Genomic DNA, 24020 nt, shown 5'->3' with positions numbered 1-24020 from the left:
CAGTTCCCAAGCCGGCCCGCTTGGGCGATGTGCTTGGCGGTCGAGCCGCCAAGCATCGCCGTCCCCACGGGGGGCCGGCCAAGGTACCCCTTGGACGAGGGGCTCCACGTTCGCGTCCGCGAGAATTGCGGGCATGAATCTGCCACCACTTCGAATCGGCGAGGGCTGGGACACCCATCAGCTCGTCACCGGCCGGCCGCTCATCCTCGGCGGCGTCACCATCCCGCACACGCATGGCCTGCTGGGACATTCCGATGCCGATGCGCTGGCCCACGCCATCACGGATGCCCTGCTGGGCGCCGCCGCCCTGGGCGACATCGGCAAGCTCTTCCCCGACACGGCCGCCGAGTTCAAGGGCGCCGACTCCATGCTGCTGCTGGCCGAGTCCTACCGTCGGGTGCGCGAGGCGGGCTGGCAGCTCGTGAACCTGGACACCACCATCGTCGCCCAGGCGCCCAAGATGGCGCCCCATATCCCGGCCATGCGCGCGCGGCTGGCCGAGGTGCTGGGCGTGGACCCGGGCCAGGTGAACGTGAAGGCCAAGACGGCCGAGAAGATGGGGCCGGTGGGCGAGGGGCGCGCCATCGAGGCGCGGGCGGTGTGCCTGCTGTGCGCCTCGTAGGAGGCGGGCCTCGGGTCGCACGCTAGGGTAAACACGTCCTTGGCGAGGCCGATACCCCCGGCCAGCATTGGCGTGCTCCACATCTCGCGGAGCAGAAGGGGAGACACCATGGCACCCACACGCCTGCGTTTCGTCGCCGCTGCGACCCTCACCGCCGCTTTGGGCATTGCCGGCACATGGATCGCCAGCGCCCAGACTGCCCCCGTCGCCATCAAACGCAACATCCTGCTGAGGCAGGACCTGAGCGTTCCCGATCGCGAAGGGGTCATGGCCCTGGTCGAATTGCCTCCCGGTGCAGCCGAGGGCCCCCACACCCACCCGGCCGACGCGTTCATATTCGTCCTCGACGGCGCCATCTCGCTGGAGAACGAGGGCGCGCCAACCACCACGTTCAAAGCCGGCGACGTGTTCCATATCTTCCCCGGCAAGGTGCATCAGGCCACCAACAGCGGCAGCGTGCCGGCCAAGCTGGCGGTGGTCTTTGTGACGGAGAAGGGCCGGCCGCTCACGACACCGGTCAAGTAGTTCGATAGCCAAGCCATTGCATGGCGGTGGGCGACGACGGGGCAGGGCCCTGCCCGCCCTTGCGGCCGCTAACATCGCGCGCCGCCGACCACCGAGCCTCGCCACCATGCACGTTGAACCGCCTTCCCATGCTCCTTCCAGCCTGAAGGAGCTGGGCATCCACTACCTGATGATCGTGCTGGGCATCCTGACGGCGCTCGGCCTGGAGGCAGGTTTCGAGACCCTGCACCACCGCCGGCTGGCGCAGCACACGGTGGAGCAGCTCGAGACGGAGCTGCGCGCCAACCTGGCCGAGGTGCGCTCGGCCCTGCAGAAGAACCAGGCCCACGCCGACGAGTTGAAGGCGCTCTACGACGACATCAAGGCCCAGGCCCTGGCACAGCAGGGCAAGGTCAAGTCCGAGACGCTCTACGGCCTGCTGCGCCAGCGGCTGAAGATCAGCGTCATGACGCCGGCGCTGCGCCGCGATGCCTGGGATGCCGCCGTGGCCGACCAGGCGCTGATCCACATGCCGCGCGAGTCGCTGCGGCGCTTCTCCGAGGCCTACACCGCGCAGCGCGAATCGCAGATGGCCGTGCAGGCCAGCTTCAACGCCGTCGGCTCGATCTCGCGCCTGACCGACGTGGCGGTGGATGCCGAGTTCGGCCGCGCCGATGCGGTCGAGGTGCTGAAGGCGCTGTACGGCTATCGGCTGACGTTGCAGTCGGTGTTGTCGACCGAGACGGAGCTGGCCGGCCAGCTCGGCGAGTCGCTCGGCGAGGCCGCACCGGTGACGTCGGCGCCCGCGCACTGACGTCAGGCGGCCTGCAGCTTCAGCAGCGTGACGAGGCCGCCGCCCGGGGCGTTGGCGATGGACAGCTCGCCGCCCAGGCGCTGCACCGATTTCTCGACGATCGCCAGGCCCAGGCCGGCGCCGCTGGCCGCTGTGCGCGCGGCATCGCCGCGGTAGAAGGGCGTCGTCAGCCGGGTCAGGCGGTCGGGCGGCACGCCGGGGCCGTGGTCGCGCACGCGCAGCTCGATCCAGGAGCCCTGGCGGGCCGCGCTGACCTCGACGCGCGCCGGCTCGCCCGGCTCGTGGCCGTAGCGGCGCGCGTTCTCGAACAGGTTGAGCAGCACCCGGCCGAGCTCGGTGTCGTCGACCAGCACCTTCAGCGAGGAGCCGACCTGCACGCGGAAGCGGATCTGGTCGGGGTCGCGGAAGCCCTGCACCTCGCGCTCAACGATGTCGGCCAGCCGGGCCTCGCGCAGCTGGGTCTCGTTGGGCCGCGCATAGTCCATGAACTTGCTGATGATGGCGTCGAGCTGGTCGATGTCCTGGGCCATGAAGTGGCGGGCCTGCTCGTCGCTGACGCTCATCTCGGTTTCCAGCCGCAGCCGTGCCAGCGGCGTGCGCAGGTCGTGCGAGATGCCGGCCAGCATGACGGCGCGGTCCTCCTCCAGCTTGGCCAGCTCGCGGGCCATGCGGTTGAAGCCCATGTTGACCTCGCGGATCTCGCTGGTCATCGTCGTCTCGTCCAGCCGCGAGTCGTATTCGCCGTCGCGGATGCGGCCGGCGGCCTCGGCCAGCTCGCGCAGCGGCTGGTTGATGAGACGGGCGATCAGCGCCGAGCCGACGACGGTGGCCAGCAGCGCGATCGCCACCCACCACCAGTTGCTGGACAGCGCGACGGACAGCGGCGCCGCGCTGGTCTTCAGCCAGAAGGCATCCTCGCCGACGACATAGCGCACCCACAGGCCGGAGGCGTCGTTGACGCTGCGGGCAATGACGGTGTCGGGCCCGAGCGTGCGGCGCAGCTCGGTGGCCAGCTCCTTGGCGAAGGGGCTGGTGTCATAGGGCAGCCAGCGGTCGCTGGCCTCGGCCACGCGCACCTGCACCGTGTCGCCGCGCGCCATCGAGGTGATGACGGCCACGCGGTTGATGGGGTCGGTGTGCTCCAGCGCGATGCGGCTGAGCTTGACCAGGCCGGCCAGCTGCTCGGCGGCCTCCAGCGCGCGGGGCTGGGCCTCCAGCAGCTTGAAGGTGTACTGCCAGGCCAGTACCGCGCCGGCCAGCAGCAGGGCCAGCCAGGCGAAGGTGCGCCAGAAGAGGTTCAGCGCGAGGTGAGGGCGGGCCATGCCCTAGCTGTTTTCATCGGGCACAAAGACGTAGCCCACGCCCCAGACGGTCTGGATGTAGCGTGGCTGGGCCGGGTCGGCTTCCAGCATCTTGCGCAGGCGCGAGATCTGCACGTCCAGGCTGCGGTCGAAGGGCTCGAACTCGCGGCCGCGGGCCAGCTGGGCCAGCTTGTCGCGGCTCAAAGGCTGGCGCGGGTGGCGCACCAGAGTCTTGAGCATGGAGAACTCGCCCGTCGTCAACGGCAGCTGTTCGCCGTTCTTCGTCAGCCGGCGCAGCGCGAGGTCGAATTCGAAGGGGCCGAAGCTGACCGTCATCGGCTCCTTGCTCGGCGCGCCCGGGGCCTCGGGCGGCGGGCGGCGGCGCAGCACCGCGTTGATGCGGGCCAGCAACTCGCGCGGGTTGAAGGGCTTGGCCAGGTAGTCGTCGGCACCGACCTCCAGGCCAACGATGCGGTCCACGTCCTCGACCTTGGCCGTCAGCATGATGATGGGCGTGCTGTCGTTGGCGGCGCGCAGGCGGCGGCAGATCGTCAGGCCGTCCTCGCCGGGCAGCATCAGGTCCAGCACGATGAGGTCGACGGTCTCGCGGGTCAGCTGCTTGTTCAGCGCGCGGCTGTCTTCGGCGAGCAGTACCTCGAAGCCTTCCTGCGTCAGATAGCGCCTCAGCAGGTCGCGGATGCGGGCGTCGTCGTCGACGACGAGGATGCGGTTGGTGCGGGGGTTCGCGCTGCTGTTCATCGCGGGTCCTGAATTTGTAACAGCGGCATTGTGAGCAGGTTTGACGAGGCTGCCTGTAGGACAGCAGGCAGGCGTTACAGCTGGTTGCGATGTCGCCGGGCTAAGCTGGGGTTTTCGCCTTGCAAGGAAGTCATATGCGCGCAGCGATCCTGTGTTCCGCCCTCGTCCTGACCTTTTCCGCCCATGCCGGCACCGAGCCTCCCCGCGAGCGGCTGAGCCTGCAGGCCAGCGCCAGCACCGAGGTCACGCGCGACGTGCTGGGCATCGCGTTCTCGACGACGAAGGAGGGCGGCGACCCGGCCGCCGTGCAGACCGCGCTGAAGCAGGCGCTGGATGCCGCGCTGACCGAGGCGCGCAAGATCGCCAGGCCCGGCCAGGTCGACGTGCAGACGGGGGGCTTCTCGCTGTCGCCGCGCTACGAACCCAAGAGCGGCCGGATCAGCGGCTGGCTGGGCAGCGCCGAGCTGCTGGTGGAGGGCAAGGACACGGCCGCCATCGCGCAGCTGACGGGCCGCATCACGACGCTGAGCGTGCAGCGCGTGGGCTACAGCCTGTCGAAGGAGGCGCGCGAGAAGGTCGAGGGCGACGTGACGGCGCAGGCCATCGCACGCTACCGCGCCAAGGCGGCCGACTACTCGCGCCAGTTCGGCTACAGCGGCTTCATCCTCGGCGAGGTCAACATCAGCGCCGACGAGGCCGGCCCGCGCCCCGTGTTCAAGGTGGCGCGCGCGATGGCGGCACCGATGGCAGATGAGGCCCTGCCGACCGAGGCCGGCAAGGCCACGGTCAGCGTGACGGTCAGCGGCAGCGTGCAGCTGACGCAGACCTCCATCGGGCGCTGAGGACGGGTTCCGGGACTCAGACGGCGGTCCAGCCGCCGTCCATCGCCCAGGCCTGGCCGCGCACATTCATCGCGGCGTCCGAGCACAGGAAGATGGCCAGCGCGCCGAGCTCCTCGGGCGTCGTGAACTGCAGCGAGGGCTGCTTCTCGGCCAGCAGGCGGCGCTTGGCCTCGTCGTTGTCGACGCCGTCCTTCGCGGCCAGCGCGTCGACCTGCTTCTGCACCAGCGGCGTCAGCACCCAGCCCGGGCAGATGGCGTTGACCGTGACGGGCGTCGTGGCCGTCTCCAGCGCAACCGTCTTCGTGAAGCCGACGAGGCCGTGCTTGGCCGCGACATAGGCCGACTTACTAGCCGATGCGACGAGGCCGTGCACGGAGGCGATGTTGATGATGCGGCCCCAGCCCTTCCTGAGCATGCCGGGCAGGGCCAGGCGCGTCGTGTGGAAGGCCGAGCTGAGGTTGATCGCGATGATGGCGTCCCACTTCTCGACCGGGAAGTCCTGCACCGGCGCCACGAACTGGATGCCGGCGTTGTTGACCAGGATGTCGATGCCGCCGAACTCGGCGTCGGCATAGGCCTGCATCGCGGCGATGTCGGCCGGCTTGCTCATGTCGGCGCCGTGGTAGCCCACCTTGACGCCCAGCGCCGCGACCTCGGCCTTGGGGCCTTCAACGTCGCCGAAGCCGTTCAGGATCAGGTTGGCGCCTTCGCGCGCCAGGGCCAGCGCGACGCCGAGGCCGATGCCGCTGGTGGAGCCCGTGACGAGGGCGGTCTTGCCTTTCAACATGGAGGGGTCCTTTCGGGTTGCTACGATCGATCAAAAGGATTGCATCATGACCCAGCCCCGACTGCGCTTCGTCAATTGCCTGGACAGCACCGGCCTGCATCGCATGGCTTACTGGGAGTGGGCCGGCCCCGGCGCCGACGCGCCCGTGCTCGTCTGTGCCCACGGGCTGTCGCGCCAGGGGCGGGACTTCGACGCGCTGGCCCGCTTGATGAGCGACCGCTACCGCGTCGTCTGCCCCGACGTCGTCGGCCGCGGCCGTTCCGACTGGCTGCGCCAGCCCGCCGGCTACCAGATCCCGGCCTATGTGTCCGACATGGTCGCGCTGCTGGCGCGGCTGGACGTGGAGCAGGTGGACTGGGTCGGCACCTCGATGGGCGGGCTGATCGGCCTGGGCCTGGCCTCGCTGCCGCGGCCCGAGGGCGTGCCCAGCCCGATCCGCAAGCTGGTGCTGAACGACGTCGGCCCGGCCATCCGCTTCGAGGCCTTGCAGCGCATCGGCACCTATCTCGGCAAGCCGGCGCGCTTCGCGTCGGTGGCCGAGGGGGCGGCCTATCTGCGCAGCATCTCGGAGGGCTTCGGCCCGCACAGCGACGCCGAATGGCTGGCGCTGTCGGAGCCGCTGTTCCGTGAGGACGGCGAGCGGTGGAAGCTGCACTATGACCCGGCCATTGCCCTGCCATTCGCGGCGGTAACGCCCGAGCTCGCCGCGGCCGGCGAGGCCGCGCTCTGGGCCGCCTACGACGCCTTGCGCTGCCCGACGCTGCTGATCCGTGGTGCCGAGTCCGACCTGCTGGGCGCCGAGACGGCCCGCCAGATGACCGAGCGCGGTCCCATGGCCCGTCTCGTCGAGCTGCCGGGCATCGGCCATGCCCCAACCCTGATCCACGCCGACCAGATCGCCATCGTGAGGGATTTCCTCAGTTCATGAAGACGGGCCTGATGCAGGAGGGGGCGGCCACCGCACCCATCGTCGCGCTGCTCGATGCGGGCGCAGAACAGTCCAACGCCGAGGTCGGCCGCGCCCGCGCGTTCGCCGAGCCCTTGCTGGCCGGCGAGGCGCTCGACACAGGCGAGAACGCGCTGACCCACGCCGACGGCGTGGCGGCCATCCTGAACGCCATCGGCGCGGCGCCGGAACTGCAGGCGGCGGCCTATCTCGTCTATGCCGGTGATTTCCTGAACAAGCCCGAGGAGGTCGTCGCCAAGGCCTTCGGCGACAGCTATGCCAGCCTCGTCACGCATACGCGCCGGCTGGTGCAGTTGCAGCGCGCGGCGCGCGATGCCAACCGGGCCCAGGCCGACAAGAAGGCGGACCAGCGCGCCGAGCAGACCGAACGCGTGCGCAAGATGCTGCTGGCCTTCTCGCGCGACCTGCGCGTCGTGCTGCTGCGCCTGGCCTCGCGGCTGCAGACACTGCGCTGGTATGCGGCGGCCAAGCGGCCCTGCCCGCCGGAACTGGCAGCGGAGTCGCAGGCGGTGTTCGCGCCGCTGGCCAACCGGCTGGGCATCTGGCAGATCAAGTGGGAGCTGGAGGACCTGGCCTTCCGCTTCCGCGAACCCGACACCTACAAGGCCCTGGCCAAGGGCTTGCAGGAGACCCGCGTCGAGCGCGAGCAGCGCGTGGAGGCCGCGCGTGCGGCGCTGCAGGCTGACCTTTATGGCCAAGGCATCGCTGCCGAGGTGCAGGGCCGGCCCAAGCATCTCTACAGCATCCACAAGAAGATGCAGGGCAAGAGCCTGCCGCTGGAGCGCGTCTTCGACCTGCGCGCGCTGCGCGTCATCGTCGCCAGCGTGGCCGACTGCTATGCGGCGCTGGCGCGGCTGCACGAGGTCTACAGGCCGGTGCCGGGCGAGTTCGACGACTACATCGCCAAGCCCAAGCCCAATGGCTACCAGTCGCTGCACACCGTCGTCATCGGCGCGGACGGGCAGGCGATGGAGGTGCAGATCCGTACCCGCGAGATGCACGACCACGCCGAGCATGGCGTGGCCGCGCACTGGGCCTACAAGGAGGCCGGCGCGCGCGGCTATGCCGGCGTCAGCGCAGCGGGCGAGTTCGAGGAGCAGGTGGCGCGTGCCCGCAGGGCCGTGCTGAACCAACTGCTGGCCTGGGAGCGCGACACCGTGCAGGGCGACGGTGGCCCGGCCTTCGATGACCGCATCTACGTCTTCACGCCGCAGGCCACCATCGTCGAGCTGGCCGCCGGTGCGACGCCGGTCGACTTCGCCTACGCGGTGCACACCGACCTGGGCCATCGCTGCCGCGGCGCGCGCATCGACGGCCAGATGCTGCCGCTGAACACGCCGCTGCATAGCGGCCAGACGGTGGAGATCATCGCGGCCAAGGAGGGCGGCCCGTCGCTGGACTGGCTCAACCCGGAGCTCGGCTATCTGCAGAGCCAGCGCTCGCGGGCCAAGGTGAGGGCCTGGTTCAACGCGCTGCAGCTCGCGCAGACGGTGGCCAAGGGCCGCGACCTCGTCGAGAAGCTGCTGCAGCGCGAGGGCCGCACGGCGCTCAAGCTCGACGAGCTGGCCGCGCGCCTGGGCTTCAAGGGCGCCGACGCGCTGTTCGAGGTGGTCGGCAAGGACGAGTACTCGCTGCGCAACATCGAGCTGCTGCTGCGCCCGCCCGAGCCCGTGGCGGACGAGGACGAGCTGCTTGCGCAGAGGCACACGCGCGGGCCCAGCACGGCGGGCAAGGGCGGCGTGCTGGTGGTGGGCATCGACTCGCTGCTGACGACGCTGTCGCGCTGCTGCCGGCCCGCGCCGCCCGATGCCATCGAGGGCTTCGTCACGCGCGGCAAGGGCGTGGCCATCCACCGCAGCGACTGCAGCAACCTCGCCGAGATGCGGCGCCGCTCGCCGGAGCGCGTCATCGCCGTGGCCTGGGGCGGCGGCGAGGTGGCGGGCAAGGGCGCGCCGGTCTATCCGGTCGACGTGCTCGTCGAGGCCGGCGACCGCCAGGGTCTGCTGCGCGACGTGCTCGAGGTGTTCGCGAAGGAGAAGATGAACGTCGTGGCCGTGAACACCCAGTCCCTCAAGCCCGGTGCCGCCAAGCCTCGCGCCGGTGGCGGCGACACGGCCTGGATGAGCTTCACGCTGGAGCTGTCGGATGCGTCCAAGCTGGCCAAGGTGCTGCGCGAGCTCTGCGCGATTTCTGGCGTTCGTTCCGCGCGCCGCAAGTGAATCTGGACAGCCCTTCAAAATCCATGCTATAGTGCGCAGCTCTTCAGGCGCGTAGCTCAGTTGGTTAGAGCACCACCTTGACATGGTGGGGGTCGTTGGTTCGAATCCAATCGCGCCTACCAGATTTGAAGGCCGCTCCAACGGGGCGGCCTTGTCGGTAGGTAGAACAAGCACTTGGCGGAAACGCCAGGTGCTTTTTCTTTGTGCCGATCTACGTGAGAACAGCGTAGAAGAGCCTAAGAGCGGGACGTTTGTCCCCACTTAGATTTGCAGCGCCGCTGTGACCAGCAGCACCCGCAACCAGTCTCCATCAGGCAGCGGCCGGTACTTCGTCCACTGGATCAGCTCACGCGGGCTGTGGTGCGCCAGAAATTCCAGCGCGGCGCGACACGTCGCATCGGTGCGGGCATTGGCGAGGACATGGTCCCAGGCGTGCGAGTCGGATGGCAACTCGGCCATGCCCGGCTCCGGGTCGTCGACCTTCTGCAGCCGGTACTCAAGGCCATCCCAAACGCCCCAGCGCGCTGGGGCTCAGGAAGCGCCAGGTCGAGCTCGCCCCACTGCTCCGGCGTGAGCCAGTCGCGCTTCTTGGCCACCCGCAGCCTGCGCTGCTGAGCTTGATCTTCCTGGCCAGCCAACCGTTCTGATGCGCCAGGTTCAGGATTGCCGCCAAGCCGGCGAGCTGGTTCGCGCAAAGGACCCTCGGGGCTGTTTGCGTCGACCGAAAAGTGAGCCACGGGGATGCAGACGATTTCTTGACTGCCTGGAGGGGAGTGGTCAGCACGAGGGGGCCACGGCCGTCAGCGGTGAACAGCGCAGGATGCGGCGGCTGGCCGCGGTGCCCAGGTCGCCGCCCAGCGGGTCGTCCGTGGGGTCGGCCGCCACGCCCAGGCGCGAGACGGCGTCTTGCGCCGGTGCGGTGCTGCCCATCGGGACGTCGACGGTGAAGTACAGCGACTGCCCCGCGGACTGCCCGTCGGTGCTGGGCAGCGGCCGGCTGTACTGGACCAGGTGATCGCCTGGAAGCAGTTCGACGGCAATCACGGACAGCGGCGTATCGGGCGCCAGGGCCAGGTCCTGCAAGGCCTGCTCGACCCTCGGCAGCCAGAAGACGCCGACACCTTGCACCTCGCGCGCACCGGCCACCTGGGCTCCGACAGCTTGTTCTGGTAGCCGGGGCACGCCCGGCGTGCGGGCGAGCAGGATGTTGCGCCGCTCCGATCCGTCGGCCTGCATCGCCTGCGCATAGAGCAGGAACCAGATGCGGGTGCGGGGGTCGCCGGCGACGGCACGCGTGAGCCTGTCGCCCTGGTACACCGCAGTGGCGTAGGGCGCGCTGGCAATGATGCGCGCCGGCATCGTCGCCAGGGGTGGCGCGCGGAACGAGGTGCAGTGAAGGGGCGGCGCTGGGTGCTGCACGCCCTTGACGACGAGCGGCCGCCCGAAGCGCGCCTGCGCGGTGGACCAGACGTCGCGGTGACCGATCCGGATCTCGTAGGTCCAGAAGCCGAACAACTCATCGGCGTCTTCGTCCACCGCCGGTGGCAGCGGCACGATGAAATGCCTGGCCTTCGCTCCCGGTGCCGGCGTTTCGGCCTGCATCGGCTGCATGGCGTTCAGGCCGGAACGGTCTTCCGCCTGACCGGGCACGATGACGCGCATCGGCTCCGGATCGATTGCCAGCGGCGCGGGTTCTGGCGGGTTGGGCAGCAGCGACTCGATGATGTCGAACCAGGTCGTCGGGCCTATCGGAACGTCGGGCACCGGCACCAGCAGATGGGTGAGAGCGCCGGAGAGCAGGGGATCTGGGCCGTAGGACAGGACGCGCGCGAACAAGGCATCGTTGGGGTCGGCAACCGGCTCGGCAAACTCGAACCAGAGTACGCGCCGCCGCGCGTCGCTCGACGCATAGGCCGCGTTGTGCCGGTAGGGCGAGAGCGCGATGCCCGCTGCCACCAACTGCGGCGCCTGGCGCGGTGCGGCGGCCACCGGCAGCCGGATGTCGAACGTACGCGCCAGCGCTGCAGGCAGGTGGCGCAGCCGCGCTTGCAGCACCCATTGCGGCGAAAGTGTGTCCGGGAAGGCGCCGGCCGGCGGCTGGGGGTCGATGAGGTCGAAGAAGACGAGCCGCGTTCGAGCGCGCCGGTCCTGCCCGGCGACGTCGGGGCCGGCCAGCGCGGCGCGCGCGACCGTGAACGGCAGTTGCAGGCGCCCTACTTCCTGCAAGGCTCCGCCCGGCGAGTCGCGGCGTTGCACAGCGATGCCGACATCGTCCAGCCCGTCCCAGGTCCAGTCGCGGTCGAGCTCAAGCTGGATGACCGCGATCCAGCGTCCCAGGAGATCGGCCTCCGACGCCAGTGCCAGCGATCCGCCGTCGCCGGCCAGGCTGTGCCGTAGCGCCGCCGAGGCGCCGAAGGCGACGCGCTGCCCGGGGCGGGCTGCCAGTTCGAGTCCGGAGCTGGCCAGGTCCAGGTGGTCCGCCACGCGCCGCAGCAGGTCGGGCCCGGGTTGCAGGAGCAGCGCATTGAGCTCGACCTGCGGTGCGTTGGGAACGAAGAGCGGCGACTCGTCCACCGCGTCCGCGCGGGTCTGCAGGTCTACGGTCAGGCCGCGCCGCGCCGCAGCAGTGGCGAAGTAGCCGGGCTTGTCGGCACACAGGGGCGTGAGCCGCAGACGGACGTCGCGCGCGCGCGGCAGCGGCAGGGTCGTGGCACCGGGTGCCGCGGGCGCCATCGTGGCGACGTCATGCACGTCGCGGTAGTCCAGGCTCAGGCTCAGCGGGGCGCCGGGGTCAAAGGGCTGCAGCGGGTCGAACGGCGGCAGCGGCAGCTCGACCTCGTACAGCACGCGGAAGTCGCCGTCACGCGGCGGCAGCGCCGGACCGGGGTCGTGGGCGGGGGCGCGAACCTGCACCGACACATGGACGGCGGTGACGTCGGGATCGCCGGCACCGACGGCGGCGAGCGCCGCGCGCGCGCCGGCCGCATCGGCGAGCAGTTGTGCCACGGCCGCGGGGTCGTCGATGCCGGCGAAGACCATCTCGGGATAGCCGATGAGCGGTCGGCGAAGGTCGACCCGCTGCACGGTGGAAGGCGGCGGGTTGCCCTGGCCGGGCAGCGGCCGCGGCACATCGGTGTCCACCCGCAGCGACTTCGGGGCCAGATGGCGCAGAAAGCGCGTCGTGGCCACCGCATGAGGGGCCGGGTTGGTCGCCTGGTCGCTCACGCGCGGCCCGCCGCCGCAGAGGTCGGCGAGGCGGCAGCGGAAGTCGTACTGCCGGCCATAGCGCAGGCGCACGCGCGGCAGCGCGGCGCCATAGGTCGGCGCGCCAGCCGCCTTGGCCGGCGGCGCCGAGGCGGCCAGCGCCAGTTCGTAGAGCGTGGTGTCGCCAACCACCAGCGAGCGGTCCTGCCAGCGCGCGAAATGCTGCGGCAGCCAGGCGCCGCTGTCGGTGGCGTGCAGCGAACGCACGGGGGTCGGCTCGACGGTCAGCTCGCCGGTGAAATCCGCCTCGAAGACGGCTGCGGCGGGCGCGGGCGGGAAGCGCAGCGGTGCGCGCTCGCCGGTGCTGTCAACCGAGAAGGCCTCGCACAGCGACGTCCAGTCGCCTTCGCCCGCCGCCTCGCGCACGTCGATCCGGTAGCCGCCGACGCCCAAGGGTGCCTCGGCGGGACCGGAAGTGCCCGGCTCGAGCCTGACCCGCAGCGCCGCGAGCTGGCGGTTCAGCCACAGCGTGACCTGCTCGTCGTCCCAGCCCAGGTCCAGGCCGACGTCGGTCGAAGGACGAAGCTCGTTGTGGCCCGAGGACGCTGCATCCGAAGTGGTGGCCTGCGCCGCGTGCACGATCTTCGCGAAGCCGTCGTCATAGAGCGCCGCCTCTGCCAACGGCTGGTCGTACGAGGTGGCGCCGGCCAGACCGACCGGAAACAGCACGGCGCCAAACAGCGTGCGCGGCTTGCCCGGCTCCAGCACCGGCAGGCGCGCCGCGTAGCGCCGCAGCGTGTCTGCTCCCACGGGATGCACGGCGCCGGCCGGGTCGAGCTCGACGTAGAGCCAGCCTCCGCCGTCAAGCGTCGGGGAAGCCTCCAGGGCCACCGAGAAGTCGTGGATTAGCCCCAGTGCACGCGCCAGCAGCGGCTGGCGCAGCGCGAAGCTCAGCACCGCGCCCCAGGTCACGCTGGGCGGCGGCGGTGCGTCCCCAGGCTGTGCGCCGACCACTTCACGCAGCGCGCAGCCGAATTCATTGCCCGTGCTGGTACCGGGACCGGGGCGCTCGAACGCGAAGGCACTGGTGTAGCTGGGCGGGAGATGCTTGCGCACCGATGAGGCGCCCAGGCGCGAACGGCGCACGGAGGTGGGCGCTGCGTCGACGATCGGGAAATTCACGCCCAGGGCCTGGAAGAGCTCCGACGCGCCAGCCGGCGCATCGGCGGCGAAGCCATGATCGACGATGCCCGGCGTGCCGCCGGGATCGGGGCCCAGCAGCGAATCCCAGCCGGGCAGCACGCGCGCACGCAAGGCCCAGGATGTGCCTGCGAAGGCGGGCAGGCCCACTGAAGGCATCGGTGGCAGCGTGGGGTTGCCGGTGGGCAGCAACAGCAGCCGCGCGTGCAGCCGCGCGCCGTCCCATTGCTGCGGAAACGCCAGCAGCGAAAGTCGAACGTCCGAAAGGGCCATCGCGTGCTCCTCAGATCGGCAGCGGGATCGCCGGCGTCTTGATGTCCTGGCGGAATTGCCAGTAACCGTCCCAGTCGACATCGACGACCCAGCACACCGAAAGGTGGATGCCGGCGGACACCGATGCCACCAGCCCGACGGTGATCGGCGGCACCGGGTTGGGCGGCGGCAGCAGCTGCGGCGGCAGGAAGGGCGGGTGGAGCAGTTCGTCGGGCGGTATCACGCCCACGCCGGCGGCGAGCGTGATGGTCGCGCTCGCCAACCCCTGCAGCACGTCGACGCTGGCGCGCCCGGACAGGATGATCTTGATCTCGAAGGGCGTCGGCGCGGTGACGAGCTCGATCGCCAACGCCACGCTGGCCGAACCCGAGGCGATGCCGAGGTCGATCGCCAGGCCCACCCCGAGTCCGGCCTGCACCAGCACGTCAAGCCCGCCACTGCCGACGCCGACGCGCACGACGCCGGTGCCCGACAGCGGCGAGACGATCCAGTGAAAGGGGTTCTGCTCGCTGCCCAGCCCGGCGCTGAACGACAGTCCAAGCGGTGTCACCGAGACGTCGAAGCCCATGTCGCAGGCGATGTCGGTGATCTGCCCCGCCCCAAGCGGCAGGCTGGGCAGCGCGAACTGGTTGCGTACCGTCAAGTGCCCCTGCGAGAAGCCCACCTTCAGACCCGCCGCCGAGCCGCCCGGCAGGAAGCGCGCCACCTGCTCGATGTTGGAGAAGATCGCCTGCAGTGAGTTGAGCAGGCCTTCGTAGCGCACGCGCAGGTCGCGGACGGTGGGGGCATGCAGCTCGTCGGCCGTGAGCGTGGCGAAGATGCTGATCAAGGCCTGGCCGCGGAATTGCACGGCGAAGCACACGCGCTGCAGCGTGATCGCCCAGCGCGGGCTCGCCGCCGGGTCGACTGTGACGGTGGCTACCGTGGCCTTGGGGGCCGAGGGCGAGTCGCCACCGACGCCTTCATCGTGGTATTCGATGCGAAGCTGCAGCGCGTCGCTGCCGCCGAGGTCCAGCAGCACGGCCGTTTTGCTGCCGTCGCCGATGGCGAAGCTTTCCTGGAATTTCAGCGCGTCGCCGTCGACGTGGAGAGCCTTGAGGCTCTGGAAATCGAAGGCGTCGGCGAGGCCGGGGAATACGCCCACGGCATGCAGGATGGCGCCCATGTCAGCCAGCTTGGGTGGCTGCGGCAGGCTGATCGGCGCCACGTCCTGGCTCACACGTGGGCGGTCGAAGTTGACCTTCTGCGCCCCCAGCGCCTGCACGAAGCTATAGCGCATGGACGGCAGCGCGTTGTCGGCCAGCTGCGCGATGTCGGACGGTTCGGCCAGGTGCCAGCGGTCCGAGCCGGCAAGCGCGCTGCCGGGGTTCGGCCGCAGCACCGGCACCGGGAATCCGGCGTCGAGGGCCTTCGGGGCCGCATCACCGCCGCCCAGCCGTGCCAGGGTCCAGGTGCCATCGCGCGGCAGACGCGGCGAGCCCCTGACCGCGCCGACAAGTTGCAGGCTGCCGGCCTCGCCGGCCACGTCGACGTCGGCCCGGCTGGCGCGCAAGACCAGGCCGGGCTGCGCTGGCGTACCGCCGAACTCGAGCACGCAGTCCAGCGGCGCGGATGCCGCGCCGACAAGATAGTGCAGATCGCGCAGGTCCTGGGCCGAGGCCGGCCTCACGCGCTCGATCGGCGTGCCATCGGGCAGGGTATCGGTGTAGGTCGGCCCGCCAATCTGGATCCAGCCCGTGATGCCGCCGCTGGCCACCCGGCGCTGCATCGAGCCGCCGGCGACGCCCAGCCGCGGCGCCGGCCAGTCCGCGAACACGACATCGGCGTCGAACCGCACCGGCTGCCAGATGAGCTGGGAGGCCGAAGCCGGCTCCGGGAACTGCGCGCCGGCCAGCGAGATGTTGCGCACCGCCTCGACACCCTGCACCGCTCCGGGGTGGCGCCGCTCGGGAGGGAAGGCCTCGGCGACGCCGGGCGGATAGTCGAAGAACCCGGGCGTGGCTGCGACCCAGCCACTGTCCTCGCGCAGTACCCAGCCCCCGGTGCGGCGGTCCATCGTGATCGTGCGGACCACGCGCACGAACCAGGGGTAGAGCACGCTCTGCATCTGCACGACTTCGTGCGCCGTGCGCCCCACCAACACGTCGAAGCGGGCCTCGATGATTGCCGGCCCGACCGATGCCGTGTCGCGCCAATCGCTGAACAGGCTGGCGCCGTAGCCGGAGAGCTCGTAGCGGCGCAGCGGAATCCCACGCGTGCTGCGGCGGCCGAAGTCGCCCGACAGCCGGGTGTAGACATTGGTGCTCAGCACCGCCTGCGCGTACTGGTCCTTGCTGGAGAACTCGAGGTAGCCCGGCAGTGTCGGGTCGGTGACCACGGGCACGTCGGACGATGGCGGCCCGGCGATGCCCCATTGCAGCCCGCCACTGTAGTCCGGCGCGAACTGCGGCTGGTGCAGGTAGACCGAGCCTCCCAGGTCGATGAAGTCGGACCGGTCGCCTTCGCGGTACAAGCGGCTGTTCAACTGAGCCACCAGCCCGAACGGCAGCGGCAACGTGGCCAGGAAATGGCGCCTCGCATCGATCGCATCGTTGTAAAGCGCCAGCAAGGCAACCGGCTCGATCGAGCTGAGGCTTGGGTCCTCGGCCTGCAGCCCGGCGATGCCGCCATCGTTGGGCGGCGGGGGCAGGACCACGTCGCCGCCGCCCGGCGTCGGCGTCTTGGTCAGCATGGGCTCCCAGCTGATCGGGGGCAGCGTGACGACGGCGACCTGGTCGGCTGGGGCGACCAGGTTCAGCCCCTTCAGATCCGCGTTGCCGCCATTGAACGGCAGCGCGACTCCGAACTGGTCGACGGCGCTCGACACGTCCAGCAGCACGCGCGGGGGCTGGAAACTTGCGGCGCTCTGCTCGCTGATGGTGCCGGGTACCGCGGCACCCGCGCCGGGGACGCCGAAGCTGCTGAAGCCAAGCGTCGCCGCGGCCGGCGCGGTCCATTGCACCAGCGCCAGCACGAGGCCCTGGTCGCGGTCCTGCGTGCGATCGAAATCGAAGCTGGCCGCATAGGGGTCAGGCAGCGTCGGCAGGATCGCGCGGTTCGCGAAAGCCAGCGCCAGAGCCCCCGCCTCGATGCGGCCGTCGACCAGGGGACCCAGTGCGACCATGAACCGGGCCGGACGAACCTTCAGCAGGGCGTTGTGCAGCACCAGGCTGAGGTGCGGCGCCGAGGCGGCGTCCGGGTCCGACGCCAGCAGCAGGAAATCGATGCCGGCCGTGTCCTGGAAGACGAAGGCAGTCGATTGCGGCAGGTCCAGCCGCAGCCGACCGCCGTCGGATTGCAGCGGCCGGTCGAGATGGCCATGCGCAGTGCCGCTGAGCGTCACGAGCTCGGAGCCGGGCACGGCACCGTAGGCGAGCACGGAGGCGCTGTCGCTCGTCAGGTCCACGCTCGACGCGCGCGGCGTCGGCGCCGCGGTCTCTTCCCACAGCAGGGCCGACTGGCGCAACAGGCCGGTGGGCGCCCGGGCCGCGAACTCGATCGCGCCGGGCGCGAGCTGCAGCACCGCTCGCGGCAGGGCGGTGCCCTGCGCGAGGGTCGGCCAGGCCAGCCCGCGCAGCGGCCCCCACTCGATCCACAGCGCGCCCGCGGACGACAGCTCGCCCAGCGATGCGGCGTTCCCGCGCGTCGTCTTCAGCGCCCAGCCGGACCTCGTCACGGGAGCGCTGCCTGCGGCTCTGAAAAGCTGCGACTGGGCCAGCTCCATCGAGAAAGCGGCCGCGTCGAGGCGGCCCGGTAGCACGACCGAGGCGGTCAGCTCGTCGAGGAAGGCGGGGCCCTGCAGCATGCTGAACTGCAGGTCACGCCCGTAGGCGCTGGCCCGCGCGTCCCCGGCGCCGAGCGCAAGATTGCCCTGCGAATCGAGCGTGAGGTCGAAGCTGGGCGGCAATGTGACCGCAGCGTCGCTGGCGTCTGCGCCCGGCGACGCACCCGGGGGCGGGTTGGCGGGACCGCGGGGGCGCAGATGCAATGCGATCTTCCAGGCGCCGGACAGCGTCAGCGTGTCGCCGCTGGCGCCCTGCAAGCCGGCAAACTGCGCGGTGCCCCCGCTGATGTGCAGGCCGACGAATTCGTCTGCCGGCCGCCCCGGCACCAGCACGCCGGCGGCGATCCACACCGTTCCCGGGCCCAGTCGGCGCCGCGGATTTGGCGAGGGCCGGTTCGACAGCGGCAGGCGCGCGAGGATGCGCGGAACTCCGCCCCATAGCGCCTCGGCCTGCACGATGAGGCCGGCCGAGGAGGCGAGGAGGGCATCGGCGTGCGGCGGCTCAGGCGCCGATGCCGACGCTGCGATGGCCTGGGCCAGGTCGAGGGTTTTGGTGCCGCTACGCAGTCTTCGCAGGGCCAGCACCTGTTCCTGCGGCGTAGCCGCCGAGGCGCGGAGCAGCCCGCCCAAAACCGCCTGCAGGTCTGCAGCCGCGACGGCGCCTTCGTCCGGTCGATGCTCGCGTGCCTGCGCGCCGCGCTGGGATCGGTTCATTTGCTGCCCCTTTCCTGGGGCAGCCCGAGAAGCGGGCACCCGCAAGCCTAACGGCGACAGGCTACGTCGGCGCTAACCTGCAGGCAATGTGGGCTCCTAGGGGGGCTGCCGCTCGCGGCGCTGCTGCCCTCCACAAGATTGGGGAGGTATTGCCAAGGGAGGCTTCATCGGCGACGGCGCGTCGCCGCCTCAGGATTCGCTGATCAAGTCCCCGCATGCGGCCACAACACCGCCGAAGTGATCGGTGGCAAGGCAAGACACCGGGCATGTCGGGGCCGCAGAATCCGCGTCCACGATGTGCTGAAACGGGCATCCGATGGATCGCCGGACAGCTGTCGAGACGAACGGTGGGGAACGGATGGAGTCGGTCCACGAGCTTCTGGTTGCGGCGGCGGCGGCTGAACCCGCTGCGTCGGCCCGCCTGTTCGAGGCCGTCTACGCCGAGCTCAAGCGGCTGGCACACAGCCTGCTGCGACATGACGGCCGGATCGACGGCCCGGACACGACCGCGCTGATGCACGAGAGTTTTTGGGCCTGGACAGCAGTCGCCAAGCACGCCCGACCGATCGCCCGGCCTTTTGGCTATGTCGGGCGCGTCATGCACAGCGTCGTGATCGACCATGTGCGCGATCAGCAGACACTGAAGCGAGGCGGCGGGTAGCAGCCGGTGACGCCTGGGCACGCGCCCTCAGCCGACCGGCAGCAACAGTTCCAGCGTCGTCCCGCCTGCCGAGCCATCGATGGCGAGCACTGCGCCGATGCTCTGTGCGCGCTGGCGCATGTTGTTCAATCCGTGCCCGCGGTGCTCACCCTTGAACCCTCCGCCGTTGTCCCTCACACGGATGAACACCGAGCGACCGCTGGCGTCGAGTCCGGTCTGCACGCTGATCACGCTGGCGTGCGCATGCTTGAGGACGTTGGTGAAGGCCTCCTGGAGGATGCGCAGCAGGTGCAGCAGGTTGCGTGGGGTGAGACACGCCAGCCGCGGCACCTCGCTCACCTGCCAGTCGAGTTCGATGCCTTGCTTGCGTAGCCGCGGGTCCACACGGTAGCGGAAGTTGCCGAGCACGGGCAGCAGGTCGTTGTCGCTGGGTTCGAGCGAATCGATAGTCAAGCGAAGATCGTCCAGGCAATCACGCAGCGCGGTTCTCATCTCGTCACTCGAGAGAGCGCTGCGCTCGGCCAGATCCAGCATGGAGATGAGGTGCGCGCCGATGCCGTCGTGCATGTCGCTCATGATGCGGCTGCGTTCCTCGGCGATCGCCTGTTCCCGCTCGAGGCGTTGCAGCCGCTGGAAGTTCTGCTGCATTTCGAGCCGCTTCTGCTCGACACGCTGCTCGAGCTGCGCATTGAGCTCCTCGGATTCGTTCAGCGATCTCGCGAAGCGGCTGACGAGCATCCAGCCGATCACCACGAACAGCGGGACGAAGGAGTAAGGCAGCAGCAACTCGGAAAGATCGTAGGGTCCGAGCCCGCCGTAGTGCAGCAGGAACCAGATGGTGCGGCCTGGCGAGGCCAGCAACAGGGCGATGCTTTCAGGCGTGCGCCTGCGCCAAGCGACCCAGGCGAACACTGCGACATAGCCGATGAAGATGGGGGCCGCCAGCCATTTGACGCTCATGGGCAGCGCGATGCCGGCCACACTCAGCAAATTCAACACGAGCTGTATCGGCGGCAATGACCACAGCGCGGCCTCCAGGCGCGGCAGGCGCCAGCCGCCGTAGCGCAGCGCGAAGACGAAGGTCGACACATTGACCAGCTGTGCCGCCAGATTGCGCACGCAGTCCCAACTGGCGGGCTCCAGGGGCGTTGCGTCTAGCAGCAGGTCGAACAGCATCAGGGCGAACGAGGTCGCCGCCAGGCCGAAGTAGCCGAAGCTGGCCTCGGCCGGACGCCGCTGCCATAGCACCAGCATGAACAGGCCGAGCGTCAGGGTCGCTCCGAACAGCACGCGGGGCCCGGTGGAGGCGATGAAAAGCTTGCGCTCATGAGCGGTGTGCAGCGTCGCGGCGTCGCCGACCTGCGGTGCGACCAAGCCCGCCCGTCGGGCGATGTGCACACGAAGATGCAGGGTGTTTTCGCCTTGACGCAATTGCGAGGCCAGCAATTCATGAAACCGCGGCCGGGCGTGCCCGTTCGTATCCAGCGGCGATGGCGGATCGCCGACTTGCTGGCCGTTGACGAACACCTCATCGGTGGCGCGGAGGCGCGGCAGGTACAAGGCCTGCGCCTGGGCCGGAAGCGCGTCGAGCCGCCAGCGCATGCGGTACCAGCCCACGCCGTGGACGCCCGGTCTCGATTGCCACCAGAGGTCGGGCAGCTCGACGGCCCGCCAGGGTGCCGAGTCGGGCGGGGGGCGGGCACTTTCGCTCAACACGAATTCGGCGGTTTCGAACTGGACGACAGGCTGGCTCGCCACGACCGGCGTCGCCAGCGCCAGCAGCGCGAGCCACAGCAACACCCTAAAGCAAGCCCATCTTGCCGGCCTCATATACCGCCTCTCCTCGCGAGTGCACCGCGAGCTTCTGGTAGATCTTTTTCACATGCGTGGTGATGGTGTGCTGCGACACCCCCAGCAGCTTGGCGATCTCGCCGAAGCTGAACCCCTTGGCGATCAGCGACAGCACTTCGGATTCGCGCGGCGACAATCCCGCGTCTTCGGCCGTCGTGGGCGCGGCGGCCTCCGCCGGCGCGCCCCTGAAGCGCTTGAGCAATTGCCGGGCGATCACCGGACTGATCGGCGAGCCTCCGTCGACCAGTTGCTTGATCAACCCGCGGAATTCGTCGGGCAGGCTGTCCTTGATGATGTAGCCGGTGGCTCCGGCCTCGATGCTCTGCAGGACATGCTGCTCGTCGCCGAACACGGTGATGACCATGACGTCGGTAGCCGGGTGTAGGCGCGCAGTCTCGCGGATCAGCTCGATGCCGCTGCCGTCGGGCAAGCCCAGGTCGGTGACGAGGATGTCGGGGGCGCGCTCCCGCACAACCTGCAGTGCGGCGGCCAGACTGCCCACCGCGGCGAACAGCTCCAATTCCGGGTCGGCAGCGATGATGCGGCAGAAGCGGCTGAGGAGCTTGGCGTCGTCCTCGACCACCATCACCGTCGGCATGGCGCGGCCCTCCCCGGCCAGCGCCAGCGCCAGCCTGTACCGGATGGTCGCGCAACCAGCGGCCGCTCGCAACGTCCAAGTGCGCGCGGCTTGCGCCGTATCGCGTGTTCGTGTCTTGTCCAAAGAACGGCGGCAATCACTCTCCGCACATCCCGTATCCACGTGACGCCCTGGTGCAGAGCCCGGCTGTGTGCTTCAAGGCCCGAAGCTATTTCCCGAAGCCGTCCTTCGCTCTGCGAAGGAATAGATGGCCCACCCCGCCTCCGATACTGGCTGCCGGAACGACGATGTGCAGTTCGTCGCCCGAGAGTTCGATGGGGCGTACCTGATCCGTTCCATCCCAGTTGGGGTAGGTGCTGCCGTCGAAGTGCATGGAAAGCTTCCGCTGGTGTTCGTCGATGGTGTAGGTACCGAAGTACGCGATGCTTCCCTGCACGATGGCCTTGTTCTCCTCCGCTGAACCCGTCGCCCGATTGTTCGATGCGAACCGCGGTAGGGTCCCGCGTTGAAGCACGCTGACGAAGTGCCCGCTGGCGTCGTAGACCACCGACCCTTTGGGCTGAGCCCCGAACGGCTCGAGCCTCTTTCCGTTCTGGTCGACGTATTGCGACACGGGCTCCCACCTCCCGACGATCTGATCTCTCAGGCTGGCCGCACAGGACGCGAGCGGCTGCATGCCGATGGCCACGAAGATCGACAAGGCAGTGAGGCCGGGCACCTGACGCGATAGCTTGGTCATGCGAACTCTCCTTGCAAAGGCTGCGAGTCGTGTCATTGCACTGCAATGCCTCTCGCAGCGCATCCCATGTTCGCGCGATGCCGTGGCGCTTTCGCGCGATATGCGCATCGGAGCGACGCGTCCAGGCTTGCAGCCAGGCATTGCGGGAACGGTGGCTCGTCATATCTCACCACGGCGTGAGTCCACGACAGCCATCGCTTCTGCGGAGCCTGGTTGGGATTGTTCAAACGGTCTGCTTGCTCTGGAGAACATCATGAGGATCAGCGTTGCCTTAGGCCTCGGATTCATGGGCTTGCTACCGGGCGCCACGCATGCCCAGGAGACATGCTCCGACGCAACGCTGAAGGGCTCCTACGTCTACAGCACCGACGGCATCGTCGATCCCGTCCAGCCGGGCGTGCGGCGCGTGCATGTCGGGATATTGACGTTCGACGGAACGGGCAAGTTTTCAGGCAAGCAGTCTTCCAGCCGGGGCGGGAAGGCGGCCCGCGAGACGCTCGAGGGGAGCTATCAGATAGCCCCGGATTGCTCCGGCAGCCTGACTCAAAGCTCGATCCTCACTCCTGGCACATGGACCCACTGGGATCTGTACGTGACCCGTGACGGCCGCCGAGGCGAAATGACTCGAATGGACAACGGGTCCATGGCCAGCCGCAGCTTTGGGAAGTGAAGCCCGTATTTCTCCCATTTCGATGACAGGAGGCAACTGATGGACCGTCGTGAATTTCTAGCACTGACTGCGGCGGGTGGAAGCGCTGTGTTTGCATCCGGCCTGGCCGGCTGCGCGAACCTGTCCATTGCCGGTAAAGCGCGTGAGGACTTCTATTTTGTGCAGTTGTCCGATACGCACGTGGGCTACCAGGGGCCGGACAACCCGGACGTCGCTCTCACGCTGCGCAAGGCAATGGCCGCCGTCAACGCGCTGCCGACTCCGCCTGACTTCATTGTCTTCACCGGCGACCTGATCGATCCCGCCGATGCTCCGGCCGAGCGCCGCCGTCGCCTGGCGGAGTTCAAGAGCATCGTCGCCGACTTTGAGGTGAAGACAGTGCGCTTCCTGCCCGGTGAGACCGATGCCGGGCGTGACGGCGGTGCGATGTTCGAGGAATTCTTCGGCAACACCTTCTACAGCTTCGACCACAAGGGCGTGCACTTCGTCGCGCTCGACAGCGGATCCAATCCCGGCGCGCGCATCGGCGGCGCCAAAGGATTCTTCGGTGCCCCGCAGTTGGGCGCCCCACAGCTCAACTGGCTGAAGGACGACCTGGCCCGCCGCAGCGTGGATACGCCGATCGTCGTGCTGACGCACTATCCGTTGTTCGACTTGGCACCCCAGTGGGGCTGGGCCACGCGCGATGGCGCGCAGGCGATCGAACTGCTGATGCCCTACAGGAATGTGACCGTGCTCTACGGCCACATCCACCAGGAGCATCACCACATGACCGGGCACATCGCCCACCACGCGGCGAAGTCGCTGATCTCCCCGTTTCCGGTGCCCGGCTCGCAACCGGACCGCACGCAGCTGCGGTGGGACCCGAGCGCGCCATACAAGGGTCTGGGCTTTCGGGAGATCGAGGCCGATGACGCCGGCACCTCGTACAAGCTGATCGAGTTCCCCATAGGGCTTGGTTGACCGATCCATGCAAGACAGATCCGCAAACGACCAGCGCTTCCTCGAACAGGCGGCTTGTTCGGCCGCGCGGCCCGGAGTTGACCTTCTCGAATCGGCGTCCTTGCGGTCACCGGGCATGTCGGGGCCGCACAATCCGCATCCACGACGCGCTGCAATGGGCATCCGATGGATCGCCGGACAGCTGTCGAGACGAACGGTGGTGAACGGATGGAGTCGGTCCACGAGCTTCTGGTTGCGGCGACGGCGGGTGAACCCGCTGCGTCGGCCCGCCTGTTCGAGACCGTCTACGCAGAGTTGAAGCGGCTGGCGCACAGCCGGCTGCGACACGACGGCCGAATCGACGGCCTGGACACGACCGCACTGGTGCACGAGAGCTTTTTGCCTCTCTTGAAAATCGAGTGGGTAGGATCGGGGCCGGTTGATCACTCCGAGGAGTGGTGCCATGACAGCCAGAGTCTTCGAAGCGGCGCTCGGTATTGGCGCGCCGTGGTCGGTTCGCGCGATCGAGT

General features: G+C 69.3%; 19 protein-coding genes and 1 tRNA gene. 11 read left to right on the top strand and 9 right to left on the bottom strand.

Translation table 11 applies throughout. The features are described 5' to 3' along the window. The first annotated feature begins 133 nt into the window (after window positions 1-133). The 3 genes from ispF (at window position 134) to EV671_RS17340 (ending at window position 1940) form a co-directional block, all read left to right on the top strand. The gene (gene ispF, locus EV671_RS17350; RefSeq protein ID WP_132574017.1) at window positions 134-622 is read left to right on the top strand and encodes a 2-C-methyl-D-erythritol 2,4-cyclodiphosphate synthase; all 489 of its coding nucleotides are present in this window, start codon (window positions 134-136) and stop codon (window positions 620-622) included. A gap of 108 nt (window positions 623-730) precedes the next feature. After that, window positions 731-1147 carry a cupin domain-containing protein gene (locus EV671_RS17345; RefSeq protein WP_132574015.1) on the top strand — a complete coding sequence of 139 codons (417 nt, stop codon included), beginning with the start codon at window positions 731-733 and terminating at the stop codon, window positions 1145-1147. Between the two features lie 106 nt (window positions 1148-1253). After that, on the top strand, window positions 1254-1940 hold the full coding sequence (locus tag EV671_RS17340) for a hypothetical protein (protein ID WP_132574013.1): 687 nt from the start codon (window positions 1254-1256) through the stop codon (window positions 1938-1940). Between the two features lie 2 nt (window positions 1941-1942). On the opposite strand, the gene EV671_RS17335 is transcribed toward EV671_RS17340, so the two are convergent. Both EV671_RS17335 and ompR read right to left on the bottom strand, forming a co-directional pair. After that, entirely contained in the window at window positions 1943-3262 is a 1320-nt protein-coding gene (locus tag EV671_RS17335) for an ATP-binding protein (protein ID WP_132574011.1), read from the bottom strand. Window positions 3263-3265: 3 nt separating this feature from the next. Next, window positions 3266-4000: an osmolarity response regulator transcription factor OmpR gene (gene ompR / locus EV671_RS17330; RefSeq protein ID WP_132574009.1), complete on the bottom strand. Its 735-nt coding sequence runs from the start codon at window positions 3998-4000 to the stop codon at window positions 3266-3268. Window positions 4001-4134: 134 nt separating this feature from the next. Here ompR and EV671_RS17325 point away from each other — a divergent pair, with 134 nt between their 5' ends. Then, window positions 4135-4842 carry an SIMPL domain-containing protein gene (locus tag EV671_RS17325; RefSeq protein ID WP_132574007.1) on the top strand — a complete coding sequence of 236 codons (708 nt, stop codon included), beginning with the start codon at window positions 4135-4137 and terminating at the stop codon, window positions 4840-4842. Window positions 4843-4858: 16 nt separating this feature from the next. On the opposite strand, the gene EV671_RS17320 is transcribed toward EV671_RS17325, so the two are convergent. Next, complete coding sequence (locus EV671_RS17320) at window positions 4859-5629, bottom strand: 3-hydroxybutyrate dehydrogenase (protein ID WP_132574005.1); 771 nt, start codon at window positions 5627-5629, stop codon at window positions 4859-4861. A 46-nt stretch (window positions 5630-5675) separates the two neighbouring features. Here EV671_RS17320 and EV671_RS17315 point away from each other — a divergent pair, with 46 nt between their 5' ends. The 3 genes from EV671_RS17315 to EV671_RS17305 all read left to right on the top strand — a co-directional run bounded on the left by EV671_RS17315 (window position 5676) and on the right by EV671_RS17305 (window position 8937). Then, a complete protein-coding gene (locus tag EV671_RS17315; protein ID WP_207911189.1) occupies window positions 5676-6557 on the top strand; it encodes an alpha/beta fold hydrolase in 882 nt (293 codons plus the stop codon). Further along, window positions 6554-8815 carry a RelA/SpoT family protein gene (locus EV671_RS17310; RefSeq protein WP_132574003.1) on the top strand — a complete coding sequence of 754 codons (2262 nt, stop codon included), beginning with the start codon at window positions 6554-6556 and terminating at the stop codon, window positions 8813-8815. The genes EV671_RS17315 and EV671_RS17310 overlap by 4 nt, the downstream gene beginning before the upstream one ends. A gap of 45 nt (window positions 8816-8860) precedes the next feature. Continuing rightward, window positions 8861-8937, top strand: a tRNA-Val gene (locus EV671_RS17305). A gap of 139 nt (window positions 8938-9076) precedes the next feature. On the opposite strand, the gene EV671_RS17300 is transcribed toward EV671_RS17305, so the two are convergent. From EV671_RS17300 to EV671_RS17290, 3 genes are all read right to left on the bottom strand, one after another. Continuing rightward, entirely contained in the window at window positions 9077-9274 is a 198-nt protein-coding gene (locus tag EV671_RS17300) for a hypothetical protein (protein WP_132574001.1), read from the bottom strand. A 318-nt stretch (window positions 9275-9592) separates the two neighbouring features. Further along, window positions 9593-13492, bottom strand: a complete 3900-nt coding sequence (locus EV671_RS17295) for a hypothetical protein (protein ID WP_132573999.1) — start codon at window positions 13490-13492, stop codon at window positions 9593-9595. Window positions 13493-13502: 10 nt separating this feature from the next. Further along, entirely contained in the window at window positions 13503-18029 is a 4527-nt protein-coding gene (locus EV671_RS17290; RefSeq protein WP_132573998.1) for a hypothetical protein, read from the bottom strand. A 316-nt stretch (window positions 18030-18345) separates the two neighbouring features. Between EV671_RS17290 and EV671_RS17285 the strand changes: the two genes are divergently transcribed. Then, window positions 18346-18690 carry an ECF-type sigma factor gene (locus EV671_RS17285; protein WP_132573997.1) on the top strand — a complete coding sequence of 115 codons (345 nt, stop codon included), beginning with the start codon at window positions 18346-18348 and terminating at the stop codon, window positions 18688-18690. 27 nt (window positions 18691-18717) lie between these two features. Here EV671_RS17285 and EV671_RS17280 read toward each other — a convergent pair whose 3' ends face one another. The 3 genes from EV671_RS17280 to EV671_RS17270 all read right to left on the bottom strand — a co-directional run bounded on the left by EV671_RS17280 (window position 18718) and on the right by EV671_RS17270 (window position 21878). Further along, window positions 18718-20490 carry a sensor histidine kinase gene (locus EV671_RS17280; protein WP_132573995.1) on the bottom strand — a complete coding sequence of 591 codons (1773 nt, stop codon included), beginning with the start codon at window positions 20488-20490 and terminating at the stop codon, window positions 18718-18720. 1 nt (window position 20491) lies between these two features. After that, on the bottom strand, window positions 20492-21139 hold the full coding sequence (locus tag EV671_RS17275) for a response regulator transcription factor (RefSeq protein WP_243655783.1): 648 nt from the start codon (window positions 21137-21139) through the stop codon (window positions 20492-20494). A 208-nt stretch (window positions 21140-21347) separates the two neighbouring features. Further along, on the bottom strand, window positions 21348-21878 hold the full coding sequence (locus EV671_RS17270; RefSeq protein WP_165917624.1) for a lipocalin-like domain-containing protein: 531 nt from the start codon (window positions 21876-21878) through the stop codon (window positions 21348-21350). A gap of 253 nt (window positions 21879-22131) precedes the next feature. Between EV671_RS17270 and EV671_RS17265 the strand changes: the two genes are divergently transcribed. From EV671_RS17265 to EV671_RS17255, 3 genes are all read left to right on the top strand, one after another. Further along, window positions 22132-22548: a hypothetical protein gene (locus EV671_RS17265; RefSeq protein WP_132573991.1), complete on the top strand. Its 417-nt coding sequence runs from the start codon at window positions 22132-22134 to the stop codon at window positions 22546-22548. A 39-nt stretch (window positions 22549-22587) separates the two neighbouring features. After that, entirely contained in the window at window positions 22588-23511 is a 924-nt protein-coding gene (locus EV671_RS17260) for a metallophosphoesterase family protein (RefSeq protein ID WP_132573989.1), read from the top strand. 165 nt (window positions 23512-23676) lie between these two features. Further along, window positions 23677-24020: ECF-type sigma factor (locus EV671_RS17255; protein WP_207911188.1), on the top strand; the 344-nt coding region annotated here is incomplete at its 3' end.

Origin of the sequence: Roseateles saccharophilus (assembly GCF_004342485.1) — a bacterium.
GTDB lineage: Bacteria > Pseudomonadota > Gammaproteobacteria > Burkholderiales > Burkholderiaceae_C > Pelomonas > Pelomonas saccharophila.
The sequence above is the reverse complement of the archived record's forward strand: the minus strand, read 5'-3'. Positions and strand labels throughout refer to the sequence as shown.

Bases quoted from the DNA above. Each gene is read 5' to 3' on its own strand.
- ispF (WP_132574017.1), top strand. From the start codon at position 134: ATGAATCTGCCACCACTTCGAATCGGCGAGGGCTGGGACACCCATCAG.
- EV671_RS17345 (WP_132574015.1), top strand. From the start codon at position 731: ATGGCACCCACACGCCTGCGTTTCGTCGCCGCTGCGACCCTCACCGCC.
- EV671_RS17340 (WP_132574013.1), top strand. From the start codon at position 1,254: ATGCACGTTGAACCGCCTTCCCATGCTCCTTCCAGCCTGAAGGAGCTG.
- EV671_RS17335 (WP_132574011.1), bottom strand. From the start codon at position 3,262: ATGGCCCGCCCTCACCTCGCGCTGAACCTCTTCTGGCGCACCTTCGCC.
- ompR (WP_132574009.1), bottom strand. From the start codon at position 4,000: ATGAACAGCAGCGCGAACCCCCGCACCAACCGCATCCTCGTCGTCGAC.
- EV671_RS17325 (WP_132574007.1), top strand. From the start codon at position 4,135: ATGCGCGCAGCGATCCTGTGTTCCGCCCTCGTCCTGACCTTTTCCGCC.
- EV671_RS17320 (WP_132574005.1), bottom strand. From the start codon at position 5,629: ATGTTGAAAGGCAAGACCGCCCTCGTCACGGGCTCCACCAGCGGCATC.
- EV671_RS17315 (WP_207911189.1), top strand. From the start codon at position 5,676: ATGACCCAGCCCCGACTGCGCTTCGTCAATTGCCTGGACAGCACCGGC.
- EV671_RS17310 (WP_132574003.1), top strand. From the start codon at position 6,554: ATGAAGACGGGCCTGATGCAGGAGGGGGCGGCCACCGCACCCATCGTC.
- EV671_RS17300 (WP_132574001.1), bottom strand. From the start codon at position 9,274: ATGGCCGAGTTGCCATCCGACTCGCACGCCTGGGACCATGTCCTCGCC.
- EV671_RS17295 (WP_132573999.1), bottom strand. From the start codon at position 13,492: ATGGCCCTTTCGGACGTTCGACTTTCGCTGCTGGCGTTTCCGCAGCAA.
- EV671_RS17290 (WP_132573998.1), bottom strand. From the start codon at position 18,029: ATGAACCGATCCCAGCGCGGCGCGCAGGCACGCGAGCATCGACCGGAC.
- EV671_RS17285 (WP_132573997.1), top strand. From the start codon at position 18,346: ATGGATCGCCGGACAGCTGTCGAGACGAACGGTGGGGAACGGATGGAG.
- EV671_RS17275 (WP_243655783.1), bottom strand. From the start codon at position 21,139: ATGCCGACGGTGATGGTGGTCGAGGACGACGCCAAGCTCCTCAGCCGC.
- EV671_RS17270 (WP_165917624.1), bottom strand. From the start codon at position 21,878: ATGACCAAGCTATCGCGTCAGGTGCCCGGCCTCACTGCCTTGTCGATC.
- EV671_RS17265 (WP_132573991.1), top strand. From the start codon at position 22,132: ATGAGGATCAGCGTTGCCTTAGGCCTCGGATTCATGGGCTTGCTACCG.
- EV671_RS17260 (WP_132573989.1), top strand. From the start codon at position 22,588: ATGGACCGTCGTGAATTTCTAGCACTGACTGCGGCGGGTGGAAGCGCT.